Origin of the sequence: Brevibacterium sp. K11IcPPYGO002, from assembly GCF_050920635.1 — a bacterium.
Taxonomy (GTDB): Bacteria; Actinomycetota; Actinomycetes; order Actinomycetales; family Brevibacteriaceae; genus Brevibacterium.
The window spans coordinates 4,071,587-4,087,798 of record NZ_CP131929.1; the positions used below are offsets into that span (position 1 = coordinate 4,071,587).

The following is a 16,212-nucleotide window of genomic DNA, read 5'->3' on the forward strand; positions in this document are numbered from 1 at the left end:
GCCGTGTCTGTCATGGGATCAGGCTAGCGAGGCGATGTTTCGCCCTCGTTTCGATTGCGTCACCGCTTTTCGACGTCGTCCTTCAACGCCGTGAGAGTCCGCCGGATATTCAGTCGCTGGAAGTCCGCGAAGCTCCTCCCGCGTGTGACGATGTGGTCGAAGACCCAGGCCAGAGGGTCGGGCCAGCCTCGGCGGTCATCGGTCCACGTCTCGGTCACTCGAGTCGCCTCACCGAGGTCCTCGAAGTCGTATGCCCAACTGGCGTTCGCTCCTTCGAGGCTCGGAGTGCGGGGGCCGATCCGGCGCACCGCGAAGGCGAACCGCTTGCCCGGTACGGAGTCGGTGACGACGCATTCGGTCACCCAGGTCGCCGGCCCGCGTCGGTTCGTCCCTTCGAAGACGTCGCCCGCTGTCAGGGGACCTGCGGATGACTGAGTGCTGGCTCCGGTGTTCTCCGGACTCCATCGGGCCATCTGGGTCGGGTCGGCGATCTGCTCCCAGAGCGCGGTGGCGTCGACTCCGATCACCATACTGTCGCTGACCTGCATCGTTCGCGTCATCGTCGTCCCTTCTCATTGTGGTCGTGCACGCACCAGAAGACGGCCGAGCACGTGGCCCCATTCAAACATGGGTCCTGAGCTAGCCTGGGCACATGGCCGACTCCGCGACGAAAGACGAGATCATCGCCTTCCGCCTCCGCGCCCATCACCTCGATGAGCGACTCAGCCACAACTCCCTCCTTGACGCCGCGGGAGCCTGCGGCATCCAGAACAGCCCACCGGGATCCGCGCTGACTTCGCTCCATGCACGAGTCGAGGGCATGAGTGCGACGGCGTTAGATTCGGCCGTCGAAGAGGAGAAGTCGCTGCTCCAGAGCTGGTGCATGCGAGGGGCACCCCATTTCTTTCCCGCTGCCGATCTCCCGGTCTTCACCACCGGGGTCGAACCGACGAGTGAGAAGGCGATGCGCCATTTCGTCCTCGGAGTCGAACAGTCGGTCGATTCGCTCGGGATCCCGCTGAGCCAGATCCTCGATCGGGTCGAGCAGGAGATCGCCGGGGTGCTCAGAGGGCGGAGGATGACGATCACCGAGCTCGGCGAGGAACTCGCCGACGTGCTCGCAAACTCCCTGACGACGAAACAGCGACGCACATGGGAATCTCAGGGCCCGTATGCGAGGGGCCAGAGCCTCGGTGCCGGAGTGATCCACTTCTGCATTCGACTGCTCACTCTGCGGCAGATCCTCTGCTTCGCCCCGCGCGAGGGGAACACGGCTCCATTCGTTCTGCTCGACGAATGGATCGACGATCCTTCGATCGCCTCCTCGACCGCATCCGACGAGAGCGAACGCGACCGGGCCCGGTCCGAACTGCTGCGACGCTATCTTCACTGCTATGGACCGTCGACGCGGGCCGACTTCGCCGCATGGATCGGAATCCGGTCCACGGAGGCGAAACCATGGTGGGACCTGATCGCCGGAGAGATCACCGAAATCGATCGCGGGCGACGGACCTGGATGCTCGCCGAGGATGTCGATCAGCTGCATCGCGCGCAGCTTCCGCACGGCGTCCGTCTGCTTCCCCCACACGATCCCTATACGCAGATGCGGGATCGGGAGACGATCGCGTCCAAGGACTTCCATCGGGAGATCTGGAAGACCGTGGGCGATCCAGGAGCGCTGCTGGTCGACGGCCGGATCGCGGGGACCTGGAGGGCGCGGAAGCGGAATCGACGACTGAGCATGACGATCGCACCGTTCGGCACCGTCCCGAAGTCGGTGAAGAGCGCGCTGACCGCTGAGGCAGAGGCGATCGGCGCACTGCGCGAGGCAGACGCCGTCGACATCGAGTTCACGTCAGACTGAGATCATTCGGCGAGTTCACTGATCAGCAGACGGGCGAGGGCTCCGAGCCGGAATCGCTCGGGGATCACGGTTCTGATTCCCTGTTCATGCAGCGGTGCTGCTGTGACGTCGCCGACTGCTGCCGCCACCACCGATTCGTTGAACGCCTCGATCACGGCCGGCAGCAGTGCCTGCTCGTCGGCTGCGGTGAGGAATGCTGCCGCCCCGGGTGCTGAGGTGAAGGCCACGGCGTCGCACCTGCGCTGCGCGACGAGGCCGACCGCGTCGATCACGGCAGCCGGATCGGGCGCCGGGCCCCACCGGTAGATGACGAGGGAGCGGACGTCGGCGCCTGCCGCGACGAAGGCCTCATCGAGTCCGTCGGCTCCGGCACCGTGATGCTGTACGGCGATCTGCTGACCATCCACGCCCTCGCCGAGGAGGACCTGCTGGATCTCTGCGCTCGTCTCGGAGTCCGCGATCCAGTGAGGGCTCAGTCCGGCCGCCTGAATCGCTCCACGTGCCTTGGGACCGCGGGCGTAGATCCGAGCTCCGGCCAGCATCGCGTGCCATTCCTCGCGCAGACCCGCGGCTTCAGCCACGTCGCCCCAGCCGGTGAATCCGACGCCGGTCGTGACCACGACGATGTCCGGCCGGTCCGCGATGAGTTCACGGGTGCGTGTCGCAAGCTCGGGGTCATCGCTGTGCGGGATGACGGACAGGGTCGGGGCGTGCACGATCTTGGCACCATGACGCTCGAGGGCGGAGGCAAGCTGCTCCGCGCGCCGCTGAGCGGTGAGCACGATGCGACGCCCGGCCAGCTCGTCGCCTAAGTCAGTACGGGGCTGGTTCATGCTCACATCCTGGTCGCGCCGCCTCACCGGGGCAACTTTCGTCCTTCGAGAGCAGCCTGGTGGGCGAGCATCTCATCCTTGAGCCCCTGCACGACGGCGGCGATGGCCGGCCGGCGCATCGAATCGGGCCTGAGCACCATCCAGTAGGGCAGGCGCTCGGCCACCGAATCGGAAAAGAGTCGCACGAGGTCGGGGTGCCGGTCGGCCATGAAACACGGGAGGAATCCGATGCCGGCTCCCGCCCGGGCCGCTTCGACGTGGACGAAGACGTTCGTCGAGGTCAGCGCATCCTTCATCTCGGGAAACAGCCGCCTCGGCGCGTCGAGGTCGTCGACCTGGAGCATAGAATCGACGAAATAGACGAGTCGATGGTCGCTCACGTCCTCCACCGAGGCGGGGGTGCCCTCGGACGCCAGATAGTCGCGTGAGGCGTAGAGGCCGAGTTCGTAGTCACCGAGCCTGATCGCCTCCGCCCGGTGCACGCGCGGTTCCCCGACGACGACCTCGATATCGAGACCGGACCGCTGCTGCAGGGCCTGTCTGGTGACGGTGACGATCTCGACGCTCAGCCCGGGATGTCGACGTCGCAGCTTCGCGACCGCCGGGGAGGCGATATAGGCGCTGAACCCGTCCGTTGCGGTCATCCGCACCACTCCGGACACCGTGTCCGGACCCTGACCGGGACTCTCGAGTTCGGCGACCGCGGTCTCCATCTGTTCGGCCACCGCGACGGCTCGTTCCCCGAGGTCGGTCAGCTCCCATCCGTCGTCCGAGCGGGCCAGCACCCGTCCGCCCAAGGACTTCTCCAAGGCGGCGATGCGGCGGGAGACCGTCGAGTGGGTGAGACCGAGGTTGTGTGCCGCCGTCGTGAACTTGGCGGTGCGGGAGACGGCCAGCAGCACGAGCAGATCGTTGGGAGTGGTGTCCATGTCAGCCATGGTGGCACACCCTCACGACCGACACCGGGTCCTCGGTGCCCTGTCTTCGGGTCGTCAGCGCACGTGCTGCTGCGACGGCGAGCGCGTCCAGCGCAGCAGCACGACGATCAGACAGATGAGGAACACGATCCCCGAGGTGACCAGCCCAGTGACGAGGATGCCGATATCGGTGGGCAGATCCACGTCGTCGGCCGGTTTGGTCGGTGCCTTCCCCTCGGGGTCGATGAGGACGGAGATCGTGTCGCCTTCATCGAAGTCGTCGTATCCGTCCTTGCCGCGGTAGATCAGCGGTTCGGCGACGGGGGTGCCGTCGGTGCGTTCGAGGCTGTAGGTATGAACATAGACCTGCCGCGATCTGGGCGGATTGGAACTGTGCACGGTCTTCTGCTCGACTTGATGATCGGCGACGACCACCTCGGTGAGTTCGCCCGCTTGAGACAAAGCGAGATCCTCGCCGAGCATCACAGTGCCGATGAGCGCAATGGCCACGAATGGTCCGGTGTACCAATATGCCGGCGTGTGTCCCATGAACCTGCGCATCGCCAGAGTGACGCCGAGGAACACGAAGCATCCGAGGATGATGGTAAGCACCAGCTGGTCCGGATACAGGTATCCGATCGTGAAGACCGCACCCGTGCCGACGAAGAAGACAGCACCGGTGATGATAATGGTCAGCGGATTCCGAGTGCCTTGGTTCCAGCGGCGCTCACTCTTTCCGCCGTCATCCCACTTGCCGCGCATCCAGTAGGCGTCCATTCAAGCCCCGCTCGTCACTGCGGCATGTTGACGAATCGGGACTTCGCACCCTGGAATGCCACGGGGATGTCCATCGTCGGACCGGCACGGTGCTTGGCGACGATGATGTCGGCCTCACCGGCACGTTCGTGTTCCTTGTCGTACATGTCCTCACGGTGGATGAGGAGGACCATATCCGCGTCCTGCTCGATCGACCCGGACTCACGCAGATCGGAGATCATCGGCCGCTTGTCCGTGCGCTGCTCACTGCCGCGGTTGAGCTGGGACAATGCGATGACCGGCACTTCGAGCTCTTTGGCCAGCAGCTTGAGCGAACGCGAGAACTCCGAGACCTCCTGCTGGCGGGATTCGACGCGCTTGCCCGAGGACATCAGCTGCAGGTAGTCGACGCAGACCATCTGCAGATTGTGCTGCTGTTTGAGCCGGCGGCACTTCGCGCGGATCTCGGTCAGCGCCATGTTCGGCGAATCGTCGACGAACAGCGGCGCATTGTTGATCCGGGCCTCGGTCGCGGCCAGGGTCGTCCAGTCGTGCGGGCTGAGTTCGCCGCGGCGCAGGTTCTGCAGCGGAATCTCCGACTCGGCCGAGAGCAGACGCATGACGAGTTCGTTCTTGCCCATCTCGAGCGAGAAGAACACGGCGGCCGCATCGTTGTGGATCGCAGCCGAGCGGATGAAGTCGAGCGCCAGAGTCGACTTGCCGACACCGGGACGGGCGGCGATGACGATCATCGTGCCCGGGTGCAGACCGTTGGTGAGGTTGTCGAACTCGGTGAAACCGGTGGGCACACCCGCGGTCTGCCCATCGGTGTTGCCGTTGCGTTCGATCTCCTGGGCCACCTCGCCGAGGATGTCGGAGAGGATGACGTAGTCCTCCGTCGTATGGCGTTCGGTGACCTTGTAGATCTCCGCCTGCGCGGAGTTCACGACGTCATCGGTGTCGCCTTCGGCGTCGTAGCCCATCTGGACGATGCGGGTGCCGGCCTCGACGAGGCGGCGCAGCACGGCCTGTTCGCTGACGATCGCGGCATAGTAGCCGGCGTTGGCGGCGGTCGGGACCGACGAGATGAGGGTGTGCAGGTAGGCGGCGCCGCCGACGCGGGCGAGGTCACCGGTCTTCGTCAGGTAGTTCGCCACCGTCACCGAGTCTGCGGGCTCACCTCGGGAATAGAGGTCGAGGACCGCCTCGTAGATGGTTTCGTGAGCGGGCTTGTAGAAGTCATCACCATTCATCGTCTCGACGCAGTCGGCGATGGCGTCCTTCGACAGAAGCATCGCACCGAGCACGCTCTGCTCGGCCTCGACGTCCTGCGGAGGGGTCCTCAGACCGTCATAGCCCTGCTCGTTGCTCACTCGATTTCCTCTTCCTCACAGCATCGGATCGCCCACCCTCATGTGGTGCGCTCCAACTGTACCCGGAGACCCGGGGAGGGTCCCATCGGCTCGACACCTGCCATCGTAGGATGCGGCACTGACACCGAATCTCAGTCCCGGGACCTCCCGGCCGTGGCCACGGAGTGCAGAATCGGCTTCGTCAGCTGCAGTCCACCGCGGATGATTCCGATGCCGACGACCACGGTGAGCAGGATCGTGAGGAAGGTGACCGGCTTGAACACGAGCGCGGCTCCGGCCAGGGGCAGGACGAGCAGCAGCCCGAGCCCTCCGGCCAACAGGGACACCCAGATCGCCGGGGCCATGACGGCCCGGACCAGCGCACGGTGCAGAAGCCTGGGATCGGCGCCGGCGGCATAGAGGTCGGAGAAGGTGTCGGCTCGGTCGTAGATGTCGGCGACCTGGTTGATCACTGCCGAGACACTGATGAGCACGATGGCGATGCCCATGACGAGCAGCACCCCGGTGAACATGTCGTGGAAGAGGTTGATATCGGAGGTGCCCATCGTTGCCGGGTCGTCCTCGGCGGCATCGATTCCGAGCTGGGACAGGGCGACGCCGGACCCGCAGACGGCTGCGGTGAAGGCCGCCATCGCCAGGCCGGACACGCGTCGCCAGAACCGTTTGGGTTCGTCGGAGACCAAACGAGCCGCGATGAGGCGCTCCGGGGTGGCGGCCCGCCGACCGGACAGGTGGGCGAACCAGCGGACGAGGAGTCCGCCGACGAGGTCGACGACGACGAGTCCGAGAGCGAAGAATCCGACCACCGCGCCGAGCACGATCCCCACGCCGAGACCGCCGCTCTGGGTGAGCGCGTACACGACCGGCAGCAGGCAGATCACGAGCACCGTGACGATGACCTTGGCCACGGGGAACTTCCGCTCCAGGCTCTTCGTGCGCACGCCCAACGGGGAGACCGCGACCTTGCGCAGACCCAGCAGGGCCGAACCCGCACAGATCAGAGCCAGGAAGACGACCACGACGAGGATGAGCCACGCGGGCATGAGCATGTTCTGGTACCCGATGGGTTCGCCCATGAAGTGGATGAAGCTGACCGGCAGCGCCAGTCCCAGGTAGCCGAGCACCCCGAGGATGATGCCGGCCTGGGCCGGGATCAGCGGTTCGGCCACGGCGAGCGCGGTGATCTGGGACCGTCTGGCCCCGAGCAGCGACATCGTCGACAGCCGTTCGTCCTGCCGACGTGCCGACAGGGTCGCCGAGGCCGATGCCAGGGTGGAAGCGGGGATGATCAGCAGAGCCGTGGCCAGGCTCGCGAGGGTCTTGTACATGATGTCGAGGCCCGCGTCCGCGGGATCGGGGCTCGGTGGGATCTGGAAGAACATCCAGGTCCCGGCGGCCACGGTGAGGAACAGCGTGGCACACGCGAAGAACGCGGCGGCCACGAGCAGGGAGCTCGCCGAGGTCAGCGATCTGCGTCCGAGGACGAGGGGAATGGCTGTCAACGACGTGGACATTGTGTCTCCTCTCAGGCCATGGTCGCCTCGGCGGTGGCCCGGTTCTCGGGTGCCGCCTCGGTGAGGGTGCGGTTGTCGGGATCGATCTCGGTGACCCGGCGGACGAGCGGGCGGGTGACCTGCAGCCCCAGCCACACCATCACGACCCCGGCCACGAGGACGGCGGCGACGGTTCCGATGGTCAGCGGATCGCCGAGGTCGCTCACCGAAGCCATCAGCCAGGCGAGGATCCCGCCGAGGAACAGGGAGACGACGGTGACCAGCAGGATCGGCGACATCACGGCGTTGACGGTCACCCGGTGCATCATCTGCTGGGTCATACCGGCGGCGTGGAGCTCACGGTAGGTCTGAGCCCGGTCGAGGATGTCAGCGGCTTGGTTGATCGTGGCCGAGACGATGACGAGGACGAACGCGATGATCAGGGTGAGGATGAGCCCGGTGAAGATATCGTCGCCGAGGTGGGCGTACGGACCCATGACCGCGCGGTCCTCTGCGGAGAAGTCCTCCTGACCGCTGCGCATCATCGCCGTTCCCGCCCCGCCGACGACGGCGATGAAGGTGATCATCGCCAGCCCGGCGACCCGGCGCCAGTACTGTCCGGGGGCGTCGGCGATCATTCCTGCCGCCATCACCGAGGCGGGACCGCGGGCGATTCGGCCTGCGATGCCGGCGTGGATGCGGATGCACAGGACGCCGAGGACGCTGATGAGCAGGAGGGTGATGCCAATCGTGGCGATGCTGTACATGATCGTCACCGCCGTCGGCAGCTCCATCTGTGTGGAGACATAGGTCGCGATGGCCACGACGAGGATGAGCACGATCGCTGTGATGACGCGGGCCAGGGGGAACTTGCGCGCCAGCGACCGGGTGCGCACGCCCAGCGGGGAGATCGTGATCTTGCGCAGCCCGATGAGCGAGGCGAGCAGGCAGACGGCCAGGAGGCCCGCGATGACCGCAGCGAGCAGCCAGACCGGCATGAGCAGAGCCTGATAGCCCAGGGGTTCGCCGACGAACGTGATGAAGCTCAGCGGCCAAGCCACCAGCAGGTAGCCGCCGATTCCGGCGAGGATGCCCGCCGAGGCGGGGATGAAGGGTTCGGCGACGGCGATGAGGCGGATGGTGCTGCGTTGCGCCCCGAGCAGGGACAGGGTGGAGAGTCGTTCGTCCTGGCGGCGGGCGCTCAATTTCGCCGAGGCGACCCCGAGGCTGGTCGCGGGGACGACGAGGAAGACCGTGGCGAGGACAGCGAGGAGCTGGTAGAGCTCGGCCACCTCGGCGTATCCGGTGACCTCGGGGCGGTCGATGAACGCCCAGGCGCCGGCGGCCACGGTGAGGAAGATCGTCGAGCAGGAGAAGAAGGCGATCCCGACGAGTCGTGACGTCGTCGAGGTCAGGGACGGCTTGGACAGGAGGAGGGGAAGGATATTCATCACTGTGCGGCTTCCCGTAGTGCGGAGTCGGCGACGATGCGGCCATCGGCGAGTCTGACGACCCGGGAGCAGCGGGCGGCGACGTTCTCATCGTGGGTGACGACGACGAGGGTGGAGCCGCATCCGACGGTGGAGCCCAGCAGCTCGGTGAGGACTTCAGTCGAGGTTCGGGAGTCGAGGGCGCCGGTCGGTTCGTCGGCGAAGGTGACGACGGGTTGGGTGACCTGGGCGCGGGCGATCGCCACTCTCTGTGCCTGTCCGCCGGAGAGCTGTCCGATCCGCTTGTTCACGTGCTCGCTCAGACCGAGACGGTCGAGCCAGGCCCGGGCGTGCTGGGTGGCGTCCGAGCGGCTCATACCGGCGAGCATGGCGGCGAGCGCGACATTGTCCACGGCGGTGAGTTCGGGCAGGAGCAGCCCCTGCTGGAAGACGAAGCCGAAGACCTCGCGGCGCAGGGCGGTGCGGCCGGATTCCTTGAGGGAGGTGATCTCGGCGGCCGCGCTGCGGTCGGTCGGCGAGAGTCGGATGTGACCGTCGTCGGGACTGATGATGCCGGCCAGGCAGTGCAGAAGGGTCGTCTTGCCGGAGCCGGAGGGTCCCATGATGGCCAGGGATTCGCCGAGGCCGATCGTCAGGTCGACTCCGGCGAGAGCGTAGGTCTGGTTGAAGTGCTTCGTGACGGTGCCGGCGGTGATGATGGCAGAGTGCTGGAGCGAAGAGTTCTGGGTCATCGGGTGCTGGGATGGTGACTGCTGCGCTGCGGCAGGATGCTGTGAAGAAGTCATGTCTCCATGTTTTCGCCCAACCGGCCTTGGCACTATGCAGTCAGCCCGTCAGCCGATGCGGGATTTCCCAACCTTCGTTCACGGGAATCCCTGTCTGGAGTTCCGTGCCGGCTCCGGCGATGGATTCAGTCACCCTCGGACGACCGCGTCATTTCTTGAGGAACAGGCGGATCACGGCCCGGAGCGCGATCATCGTTCCGGCAAAGACGAAGAGGGCACCCAGTCCTTGGTACATCGTCAGGTCCGTCGAGATCTTCAGTCCGCCGTCCGTTCCGAACAGGAGGATCGCGGCGATCACTGCCGTGCAGGCGAGGAGCACCGCCGTGAATTCACTGAGCACCCCGCGCAGCCATGAGCGCTCGCCGCCGGAGGTGAACAGCTGCGGACTCCTCGATCGATGCCAGTGTGCGCAGGGCCGCTGCCAGATCCCCGGGCACTCCGATTCCGTGGTCGCTGAGGACAGCGAGAAGCTGCCGGAACATGGCACTGTCGATTCGCCCGTGCGCGCGCAGCACGGTGATGGTGCGGCCGATGTCGCGCCGGAGCAGGTCGACGTCGACGTTCTCCCGCCAATCGAAGGCCAGGAGAATCGCATCGGCGGCGGTCGCCGCATCATCGACGACGACGGCGTGGAGGATCCCCATCTCGAGGGGTCATTACAGAGTACAGGCCGCCCATCGTCCTCGACAGTGTCTCGACACAACTTCCCCTGCTCAGTTCACGGAGTGCATTGGTCCCGCAGCACCGAAGGGAGCGACACCGGCAGATCATTTCCATTGAGTGGAAGCAATGCATGGCGTTTCTCACCACTCCCGCACAGGATGACAACGGCACCGAATGTGTCTCAGGTCACTGTGAATGAGGAACGACTCACTTAGCGAAGGAGCTAATTGGATGCAGTATCACCACAACGGGTATGTCGGCCACGACCCACGAATCAGAGATGCGGAAAGCACAGGAGTCGATCGCGTCGAGGAGCTTCCCGACACCATGGACGTGCTTATCGTCGGCGCAGGTCCTGCGGGCATAGTCCAGGCCGCGCAGCTCACCGAGTATCCCGATGTGCATACTCGAATCATCGAACGGCGCCCGGGCCGTCTGGCAGCAGGTCGCGCAGACGGCCTCTTCCCTCGCAGCTGCGAGACGTTCCAGGCGTTCGAGTTCTATGACGCCATCGCCCAAGAGGCCAGTCATATGCGAGAGATGAGCTTCTGGGGACCGAACCCCGAACACCCTTCCGAAATAGCTCGTGGAGCGCGGGCCGCCGATCCTCCGTCGCATGTGAGCGAGTTTCCCATCCTGACCGTCAACCAGGCCCGGGTCATCGACTACTTCGCCGAACGTGCGGCCAATGGTCCTGCCAAGATCAACATCAACTACGGGTATGAGTTCCTCGACCTCATCGTCCACGACAGCGGTGAGTACCCCGTGGAGGTTCACCTGATGGATGAGCACGGCGTTCGGCGCACGGTGTGGACGAAATATGTGACCGGCTGCGACGGCGCGCGCAGCAAGGTCCGTCACTGCATCGATGTCGAGCTCACTTGCGACTCGACCACTCAGGCGTGGGCGGTCATCGACATCCTCGCCAATACGGACTTCCCGGATTTCCGGACGAGAAGCGGAATCCAGTCGGATAGGAACGGGTCCATTCTGCTCATTCCGCGCGAAGGCGGTTTCCTCACCCGATTCTACGTTTCGCTCGAAGATCCGACACCGGAGACACGTGACCGGATCCTGGCCACAACGGCAGAGGAGGCGATCGAACGCGCCAACCGCATCCTCAACCCGTACTCGGTCGACGTCCGAGAGGTCACCTGGTTCAGCATCTACGAGGTCCGCCACACCGTCGCGCAGAGTTTCGATGACGTTGCCGCGAAGAACGATCCTGATCTGAACCCACGGGTGTTCATCGCCGGCGATGCGTGCCATACGCACAGCGCCAAGGCCGGTCAGGGAATGAACGTCTCCATTCAGGACGGCTGGAACCTGGCGTGGAAGCTCGGTCAGGTTCTCGTCGGTCGCAGCGATGAGTCCCTCCTGCGGACGTACAACGACGAGCGTCAGGACGTGGCTCAGAAGCTGATCGACTACGACAAGGAATGGTCGGCGATGATGTCGCGACGTCCCGAAGAGATGGAGAGCCCCCAAGAGATCGTCGATTTCTTCACCGACACAGCCAACTTCCCCGGCGGATTCGATACGAAGTACTCGACGTCACCGGTCATCGGAACCGGTGCTCGGCAGGAACTGGCAGACGGGTTCCCATTGGGCATGCGCTTCAAATCCGCTCCCGTGTCCAGGGTCGCCGACACGACCACGGTCCAGGTCGGTCACCATTTCAGAGCCGATGGTCGCTGGCGCCTGTACGCATTCGCCGACGCTGATGGTTCTGCCGTCTCCGATCTTGCCTCCTGGTTGGCGGATTCGGACGAGTCCCCGGTCAGGATCTTCACACCGGAGAACGCCGATATCGACAGCGTCTTCGATGCCAAGGTGGTCTATCAGCAGAGCTATCACGAGGTTGACCTGCCTCATGCTCCCGGTCTGTTCCTGCCGAAGGTCGGACGCCTTCAGGTGATGGACTGGGAGAAGGTCTATGCGGCGATCCCGGACGATGACATCTTCGAAGCCCGTGGCATCGACCGTTCCGGTGCCCTCGTCGTCGTCCGTCCGGACATGTATGTGGCTCACATTCTGCCGCTGAGCGCTCGGGAGGAGATCACCGATTTCTTCGCCCAGTCCATGGTGAGAGAAAGAGTTCTCACCGCAGTCTGATTACCCATGCGGGAGAGAAGCGAACTCGACACTGCCGGGGTGAGAGCCGGATCGCATGTGCGATCCGGCTCTCACCCCGGCAGGAGCACGATCACGGTGTGGATCGCGAGGCCGACGAGCGCCCCGATGACGGTGCCGTTGATGCGGATGTACTGGAGGTCGCGCCCGACGTAGAGCTCGATGCGCTCGGCGGCTTCTTTCGCGTCCCAGCGTTCGATGGTGTCGGAGATGACGCTGGCGATCTCGGGGCCGAAGCTTTCGGCCAGGTCACCGGCGGTGGTGGCGATCCGGTCGTCGATGCGGCGGGAGAATTCCGAGTCCGCCTGCAGCCGTTCGGCGAATTCGCCGATGAGCTGCCAGATGCGGGCACGGACTTCGCCGCTTTCGTCGATGATGGCTTCGCGCAGCAGCTGTTTGAGCGAACCCCAGATCTCGAGCACCGAATCGACAACCCCGTCCTGACTGAGCAGGTCGTTGATGATCTCCTCGGCCCGCTGGGACAGAGATGAGTCTGATTCGAGGTCGTCGGAGAGGTCGACCAGCCAGGCATCGAGGGCCTGACGGGCCTTGTGGTATTCGTTGTCTCGGACGTCGGCGACCCAGCCGAGCACTTCGCGCTGCAGCCGGTTCGCCAGCTGTTCGTTGACGAAATCGGGCACCCAGGACGGTGCCCGGTTGTGGACGATCTCGTCGATCACCTGCGGGTTGTCACGCAGCCAGGAATAAGCCTCGGCGACGATGAGGTCGACGAGTCTGTGGTGGGCACCGTCGAGCACGATCTGGCGCAGCAGCTGCGCGAGCACGGGAGTCTTCCTTGTGGCTACGAGCCGAGGGATGATGACGTTCCTGGTCAGCGCCTTGATGGAATCGTCATCAATGCGCGCGAGCACATATTCGAGGCCCCCTGCAGCACGGTCGACGACGGTGTCTCGGTTGGCGGGTTTCGCCAGCCATCTCCCGGCTCGATGGGAGATCTCAGCGGATCGGATCTTCGTCGACACCGCCTCGGCGTGGAGGAAATTCGCGGCCACGAAGGCCGACAGACTCGCACCGAGCGTGTCCTTCTTGCGCGGGATGATCGCGGTGTGCGGGATCGGCAGCCCGAGAGGGTGGCGGAAGAGGGCGGTGACAGCGAACCAGTCGGCGATCGCGCCGATCATCGCCGCCTCCGAGGCGCGGGAGACGAACCCCCAGAAGCCGGTGTTGTCGGTGAAGAGGTGGGTGGAGAGGAAGATGAGTGTGGCGAGGATGAGCAGCGAGAGCGCGAGCGTGCGCATCTTCTTCAGCCCGCGAGCGCGTTCTTGATCCTCCGGCGTGAGCTCGGCCGGCCCGCCGGTTCCGCCGCCGGCGCCGAAGCGCGGCACGGATGGTGTCTTCTCGATCGACATCGTTACCCCCTGCTCCACGACTTTAGCGAAACCCGGCACTTCCACACGCATCCGCGGACGGGTTCGCGCCTGGGAATTCCGCGGAGAGCCCCGGCGTTCGGGCCGCCCCATCGCCCCTAGCATCCCTCACCGTTATTCTCAGATCACCGCGTTGCCCGCTATCCACCCCGTCCCTCTCATCACTCACCGTTGCACCGGGTGGTCATGCCACTACCCATGAGGGATGCGCCGTCGTGTCACTCGCCGAGGCGGCCCTGCCCGAACGTGGAACGTTAGGCTTCGTGGATGGAGTACTTCGAAAATCGTGAACGTGCTGAATCCTTCGGCGAGGTCGCCCAGGAGTACGATGCCTTTCGGCCGAAGTACCCTGCCGCGCTCATCTCAGCGATCATGCAAGCGGCCGAGACCATCACCGAGCCAGGCACGCGCGCCCCGCACATCCTCGACGTCGGTTCCGGCACCGGCATACTCGCGTCCCAGCTCCGGTCAGCAGGCGCCGAGATCCTCGCCGTCGAACCGGATGACGAGATGGCTGCGGTCGCTCGATCCAAAGGCCTCGATGTGGACGTCTCGACGTTCGAGAACTGGGACCCCCGGGGCCGGACCTTCGATCTCGTCAGCTTCGGACAGTCCTTCCACTGGGTCGATCCTCTCGTTGCTCTGCCGAAGATCCGCACCATGCTCCGCCCGGGAGGAAGTCTGGCTCTGGCCTGGAATGACATCGAACCGCAGGGCGAGTTGAAGGCCCGGCTCAATGCCGTTGTCGCACGCTTTCATGCCGACGGCAGGACCGCGAGTCTCGGTTCGAGAGCGAGCCGGGGAACCGAAGCGAACCAAGACACGACGGCGGGCCGCGGTACGACTGAGTCCGTGCCGGCAGTCGAACCCGTCGAACACCCGGCTCTCACGCAACTGAGGGACGCCGGTTTCACCCCGAATGAGACCACTGTCGTCGAAGACCTCCACGATTCGCGGCATGAGTGGCTGTCGATGGTCTTCACCTACTCGGCCCAGCTGACGATGGACCCGGTGAAGAGAGCGGTCATGCGCGAAGAGATGTCCGCCGAAATCCCCGAGGACGGGCTCGATGCGCGAAATGAGGCCCTTCTCGTCCTCGCTGGGGCCTGAATATGGGACGCTCATGGTTCAAAAGCTGCGCGCCCGAGGCCGAGCAGCGCCCACCTGCTGGGCCGGTGGCACCCGGCATGAGCCCGACACGTAGAGTGAGAAGAGTCTGGTCACCGCTGTCCTGCCCGGGGACCACGTCCCCGCTGGGACCGCCACCCCGCGGAGACGTCCGACCCCCCTGCTGGGACCACCGCGACCCCGGCCGCAGGCGCAGCGATCCGACCTAACCGAGACCACCCGTATCCGAAAGTCAGGAGCAGTCGTGCCAGCGACACCCGCCGAGGCCACCATCACCGAGATCACGAATCTCATCACCTTCGACACGACGAGCCGGGACACGAACCTCCCGCTCATCGACCTCGTCGAGGCCCGCCTCGCCGCCGCCGGCATCGAGTCACGCCGGATCCCGAACCCGGAGGGAACGAAGGCGAATTTGCTCGCGACCATCCCCGCGGCCGACGGCTCGACGACCGGCGGCGTCGTCCTGTCCGGGCATACCGATGTCGTCCCCGTCGACGGTCAGGACTGGTCGTCGGACCCGTTCACTCCCGAGATCCGCGACGGAAAGTTCTTCGCCCGCGGCAGCGCCGACATGAAGTCCTTCATCGGCGTCATCCTCTCCCGCCTCGAAGCGCTCAAGTCCGCGAAGCTCCGCGAACCCATCCACCTCGCCTTCTCCTATGACGAGGAGATCGGCTGCGTGGGCGCCATCTCCCTCGTCGAGGCCATCACCGAGGAAGGTCTGGCACCCCGCGGCTGCGTCGTCGGCGAGCCCTCGAGCATGCGCGTCATCCGCGGCCACAAATCGATGAACGTCTTCCGCGTCGACTTCCACGGCGTCGCCGCCCACTCCTCGCTCACCCCCGAAGGCGTCAACGCCATCGCCTACGCCGCAGAGTTCGTCGCCTTCGTCCACGCCGTCGCCGCCGAATTCCGCACCGAGGGGCCTTTCGACGAGGCCTATGTCGTGCCCTTCACCTCGGTCACGGCGAACACGTTCAACGGCGGCATCGCCGTGAACACGATCCCCGCCGAGGCGACCGTGAAGTTCGAGTTCCGATCGCTCGGTTCGGTCGACCGAGAAGCCCTCATCGCCCGATTCCGTGCCGAAGCCGAACGCCTCGGTCGCGCCATGGCCGCCGAGAACGAGACCGCCGGAGTCGAGTTCACAATCGAAGCGGAAGCTCCCGGCTGCGAGACCCCGGCCGATGCCGACATCGTCTCGCTCGCGGCGAGCTGGGGCGGAATCGCCACCGATGACAAGGTCACCTACGGCACCGAGGCGGGACTGTTCTCCGAAGCCGGCATCCCGACCGTCGTCTGCGGTCCCGGTGACATCGCCCAGGCCCATGCCCCCGACGAGTTCATCGAACTCGACCAGATCGCCGCCTGCGAGTCCTTCATCGACGCCCTCATCGCCGACCTGTCCGAGAAGTAGGGAGACGG

At 65.2% G+C, this 16,212-nt stretch carries 15 protein-coding genes; 4 read left to right on the forward strand and 11 right to left on the reverse strand.

The window, feature by feature from the left end:
* Nucleotides 1-59: 59 nt before the first annotated feature.
* A complete protein-coding gene (locus QYM46_RS18590; protein WP_432790161.1) occupies nt 60-560 on the reverse strand; it encodes an SRPBCC family protein in 501 nt (166 codons plus the stop codon).
* A 92-nt stretch (nt 561-652) separates the two neighbouring features.
* On the opposite strand from QYM46_RS18590, the gene QYM46_RS18595 reads away from it, so the two are divergent.
* Nucleotides 653-1,864, forward strand: coding sequence for a winged helix DNA-binding domain-containing protein (locus QYM46_RS18595; RefSeq protein ID WP_432790162.1), 1,212 nt, complete (start codon nt 653-655; stop codon nt 1,862-1,864).
* A gap of 2 nt (nt 1,865-1,866) precedes the next feature.
* On the opposite strand, the gene QYM46_RS18600 is transcribed toward QYM46_RS18595, so the two are convergent.
* The 9 genes from QYM46_RS18600 to QYM46_RS18640 form a co-directional block, all read right to left on the reverse strand.
* Nucleotides 1,867-2,697, reverse strand: coding sequence for a uroporphyrinogen-III synthase (locus tag QYM46_RS18600; RefSeq protein WP_432790163.1), 831 nt, complete (start codon nt 2,695-2,697; stop codon nt 1,867-1,869).
* Nucleotides 2,698-2,720: 23 nt separating this feature from the next.
* Entirely contained in the window at nt 2,721-3,626 is a 906-nt protein-coding gene (locus QYM46_RS18605) for a LysR family transcriptional regulator (protein ID WP_432791767.1), read from the reverse strand.
* A 63-nt stretch (nt 3,627-3,689) separates the two neighbouring features.
* Nucleotides 3,690-4,391, reverse strand: coding sequence for a hypothetical protein (locus QYM46_RS18610; protein WP_432790164.1), 702 nt, complete (start codon nt 4,389-4,391; stop codon nt 3,690-3,692).
* Nucleotides 4,392-4,405: 14 nt separating this feature from the next.
* Nucleotides 4,406-5,743 (reverse strand): replicative DNA helicase, encoded by a 1,338-nt coding sequence (gene dnaB / locus QYM46_RS18615; RefSeq protein ID WP_169253675.1) that lies wholly within the window; start codon nt 5,741-5,743, stop codon nt 4,406-4,408.
* A 131-nt stretch (nt 5,744-5,874) separates the two neighbouring features.
* The gene (locus QYM46_RS18620) at nt 5,875-7,257 is read right to left on the reverse strand and encodes an FtsX-like permease family protein (protein WP_432790165.1); all 1,383 of its coding nucleotides are present in this window, start codon (nt 7,255-7,257) and stop codon (nt 5,875-5,877) included.
* Nucleotides 7,258-7,268: 11 nt separating this feature from the next.
* Nucleotides 7,269-8,687, reverse strand: coding sequence for an FtsX-like permease family protein (locus QYM46_RS18625; protein WP_432790166.1), 1,419 nt, complete (start codon nt 8,685-8,687; stop codon nt 7,269-7,271).
* A complete protein-coding gene (locus QYM46_RS18630; protein WP_432791768.1) occupies nt 8,687-9,418 on the reverse strand; it encodes an ABC transporter ATP-binding protein in 732 nt (243 codons plus the stop codon). The genes QYM46_RS18625 and QYM46_RS18630 overlap by 1 nt, the downstream gene beginning before the upstream one ends.
* Nucleotides 9,419-9,620: 202 nt before the next feature.
* Entirely contained in the window at nt 9,621-9,812 is a 192-nt protein-coding gene (locus QYM46_RS18635; protein WP_432790167.1) for a hypothetical protein, read from the reverse strand.
* Nucleotides 9,802-10,116 carry a hypothetical protein gene (locus QYM46_RS18640; RefSeq protein ID WP_432790168.1) on the reverse strand — a complete coding sequence of 105 codons (315 nt, stop codon included), beginning with the start codon at nt 10,114-10,116 and terminating at the stop codon, nt 9,802-9,804. Before QYM46_RS18640 ends, QYM46_RS18635 begins: the two co-directional genes overlap by 11 nt.
* Before the next feature lie 250 nt (nt 10,117-10,366).
* Between QYM46_RS18640 and QYM46_RS18645 the strand changes: the two genes are divergently transcribed.
* Complete coding sequence (locus QYM46_RS18645) at nt 10,367-12,250, forward strand: FAD-dependent monooxygenase (RefSeq protein WP_432790169.1); 1,884 nt, start codon at nt 10,367-10,369, stop codon at nt 12,248-12,250.
* 71 nt (nt 12,251-12,321) lie between these two features.
* Here QYM46_RS18645 and QYM46_RS18650 read toward each other — a convergent pair whose 3' ends face one another.
* Nucleotides 12,322-13,638, reverse strand: a complete 1,317-nt coding sequence (locus QYM46_RS18650) for a DUF445 domain-containing protein (RefSeq protein WP_432790170.1) — start codon at nt 13,636-13,638, stop codon at nt 12,322-12,324.
* Between the two features lie 285 nt (nt 13,639-13,923).
* On the opposite strand from QYM46_RS18650, the gene QYM46_RS18655 reads away from it, so the two are divergent.
* Nucleotides 13,924-14,766: a class I SAM-dependent methyltransferase gene (locus QYM46_RS18655; RefSeq protein ID WP_432790171.1), complete on the forward strand. Its 843-nt coding sequence runs from the start codon at nt 13,924-13,926 to the stop codon at nt 14,764-14,766.
* 262 nt (nt 14,767-15,028) lie between these two features.
* A complete protein-coding gene (gene argE, locus QYM46_RS18660; RefSeq protein WP_432790172.1) occupies nt 15,029-16,204 on the forward strand; it encodes an acetylornithine deacetylase in 1,176 nt (391 codons plus the stop codon).
* The last annotated feature ends 8 nt before the right edge of the window (nt 16,205-16,212 follow it).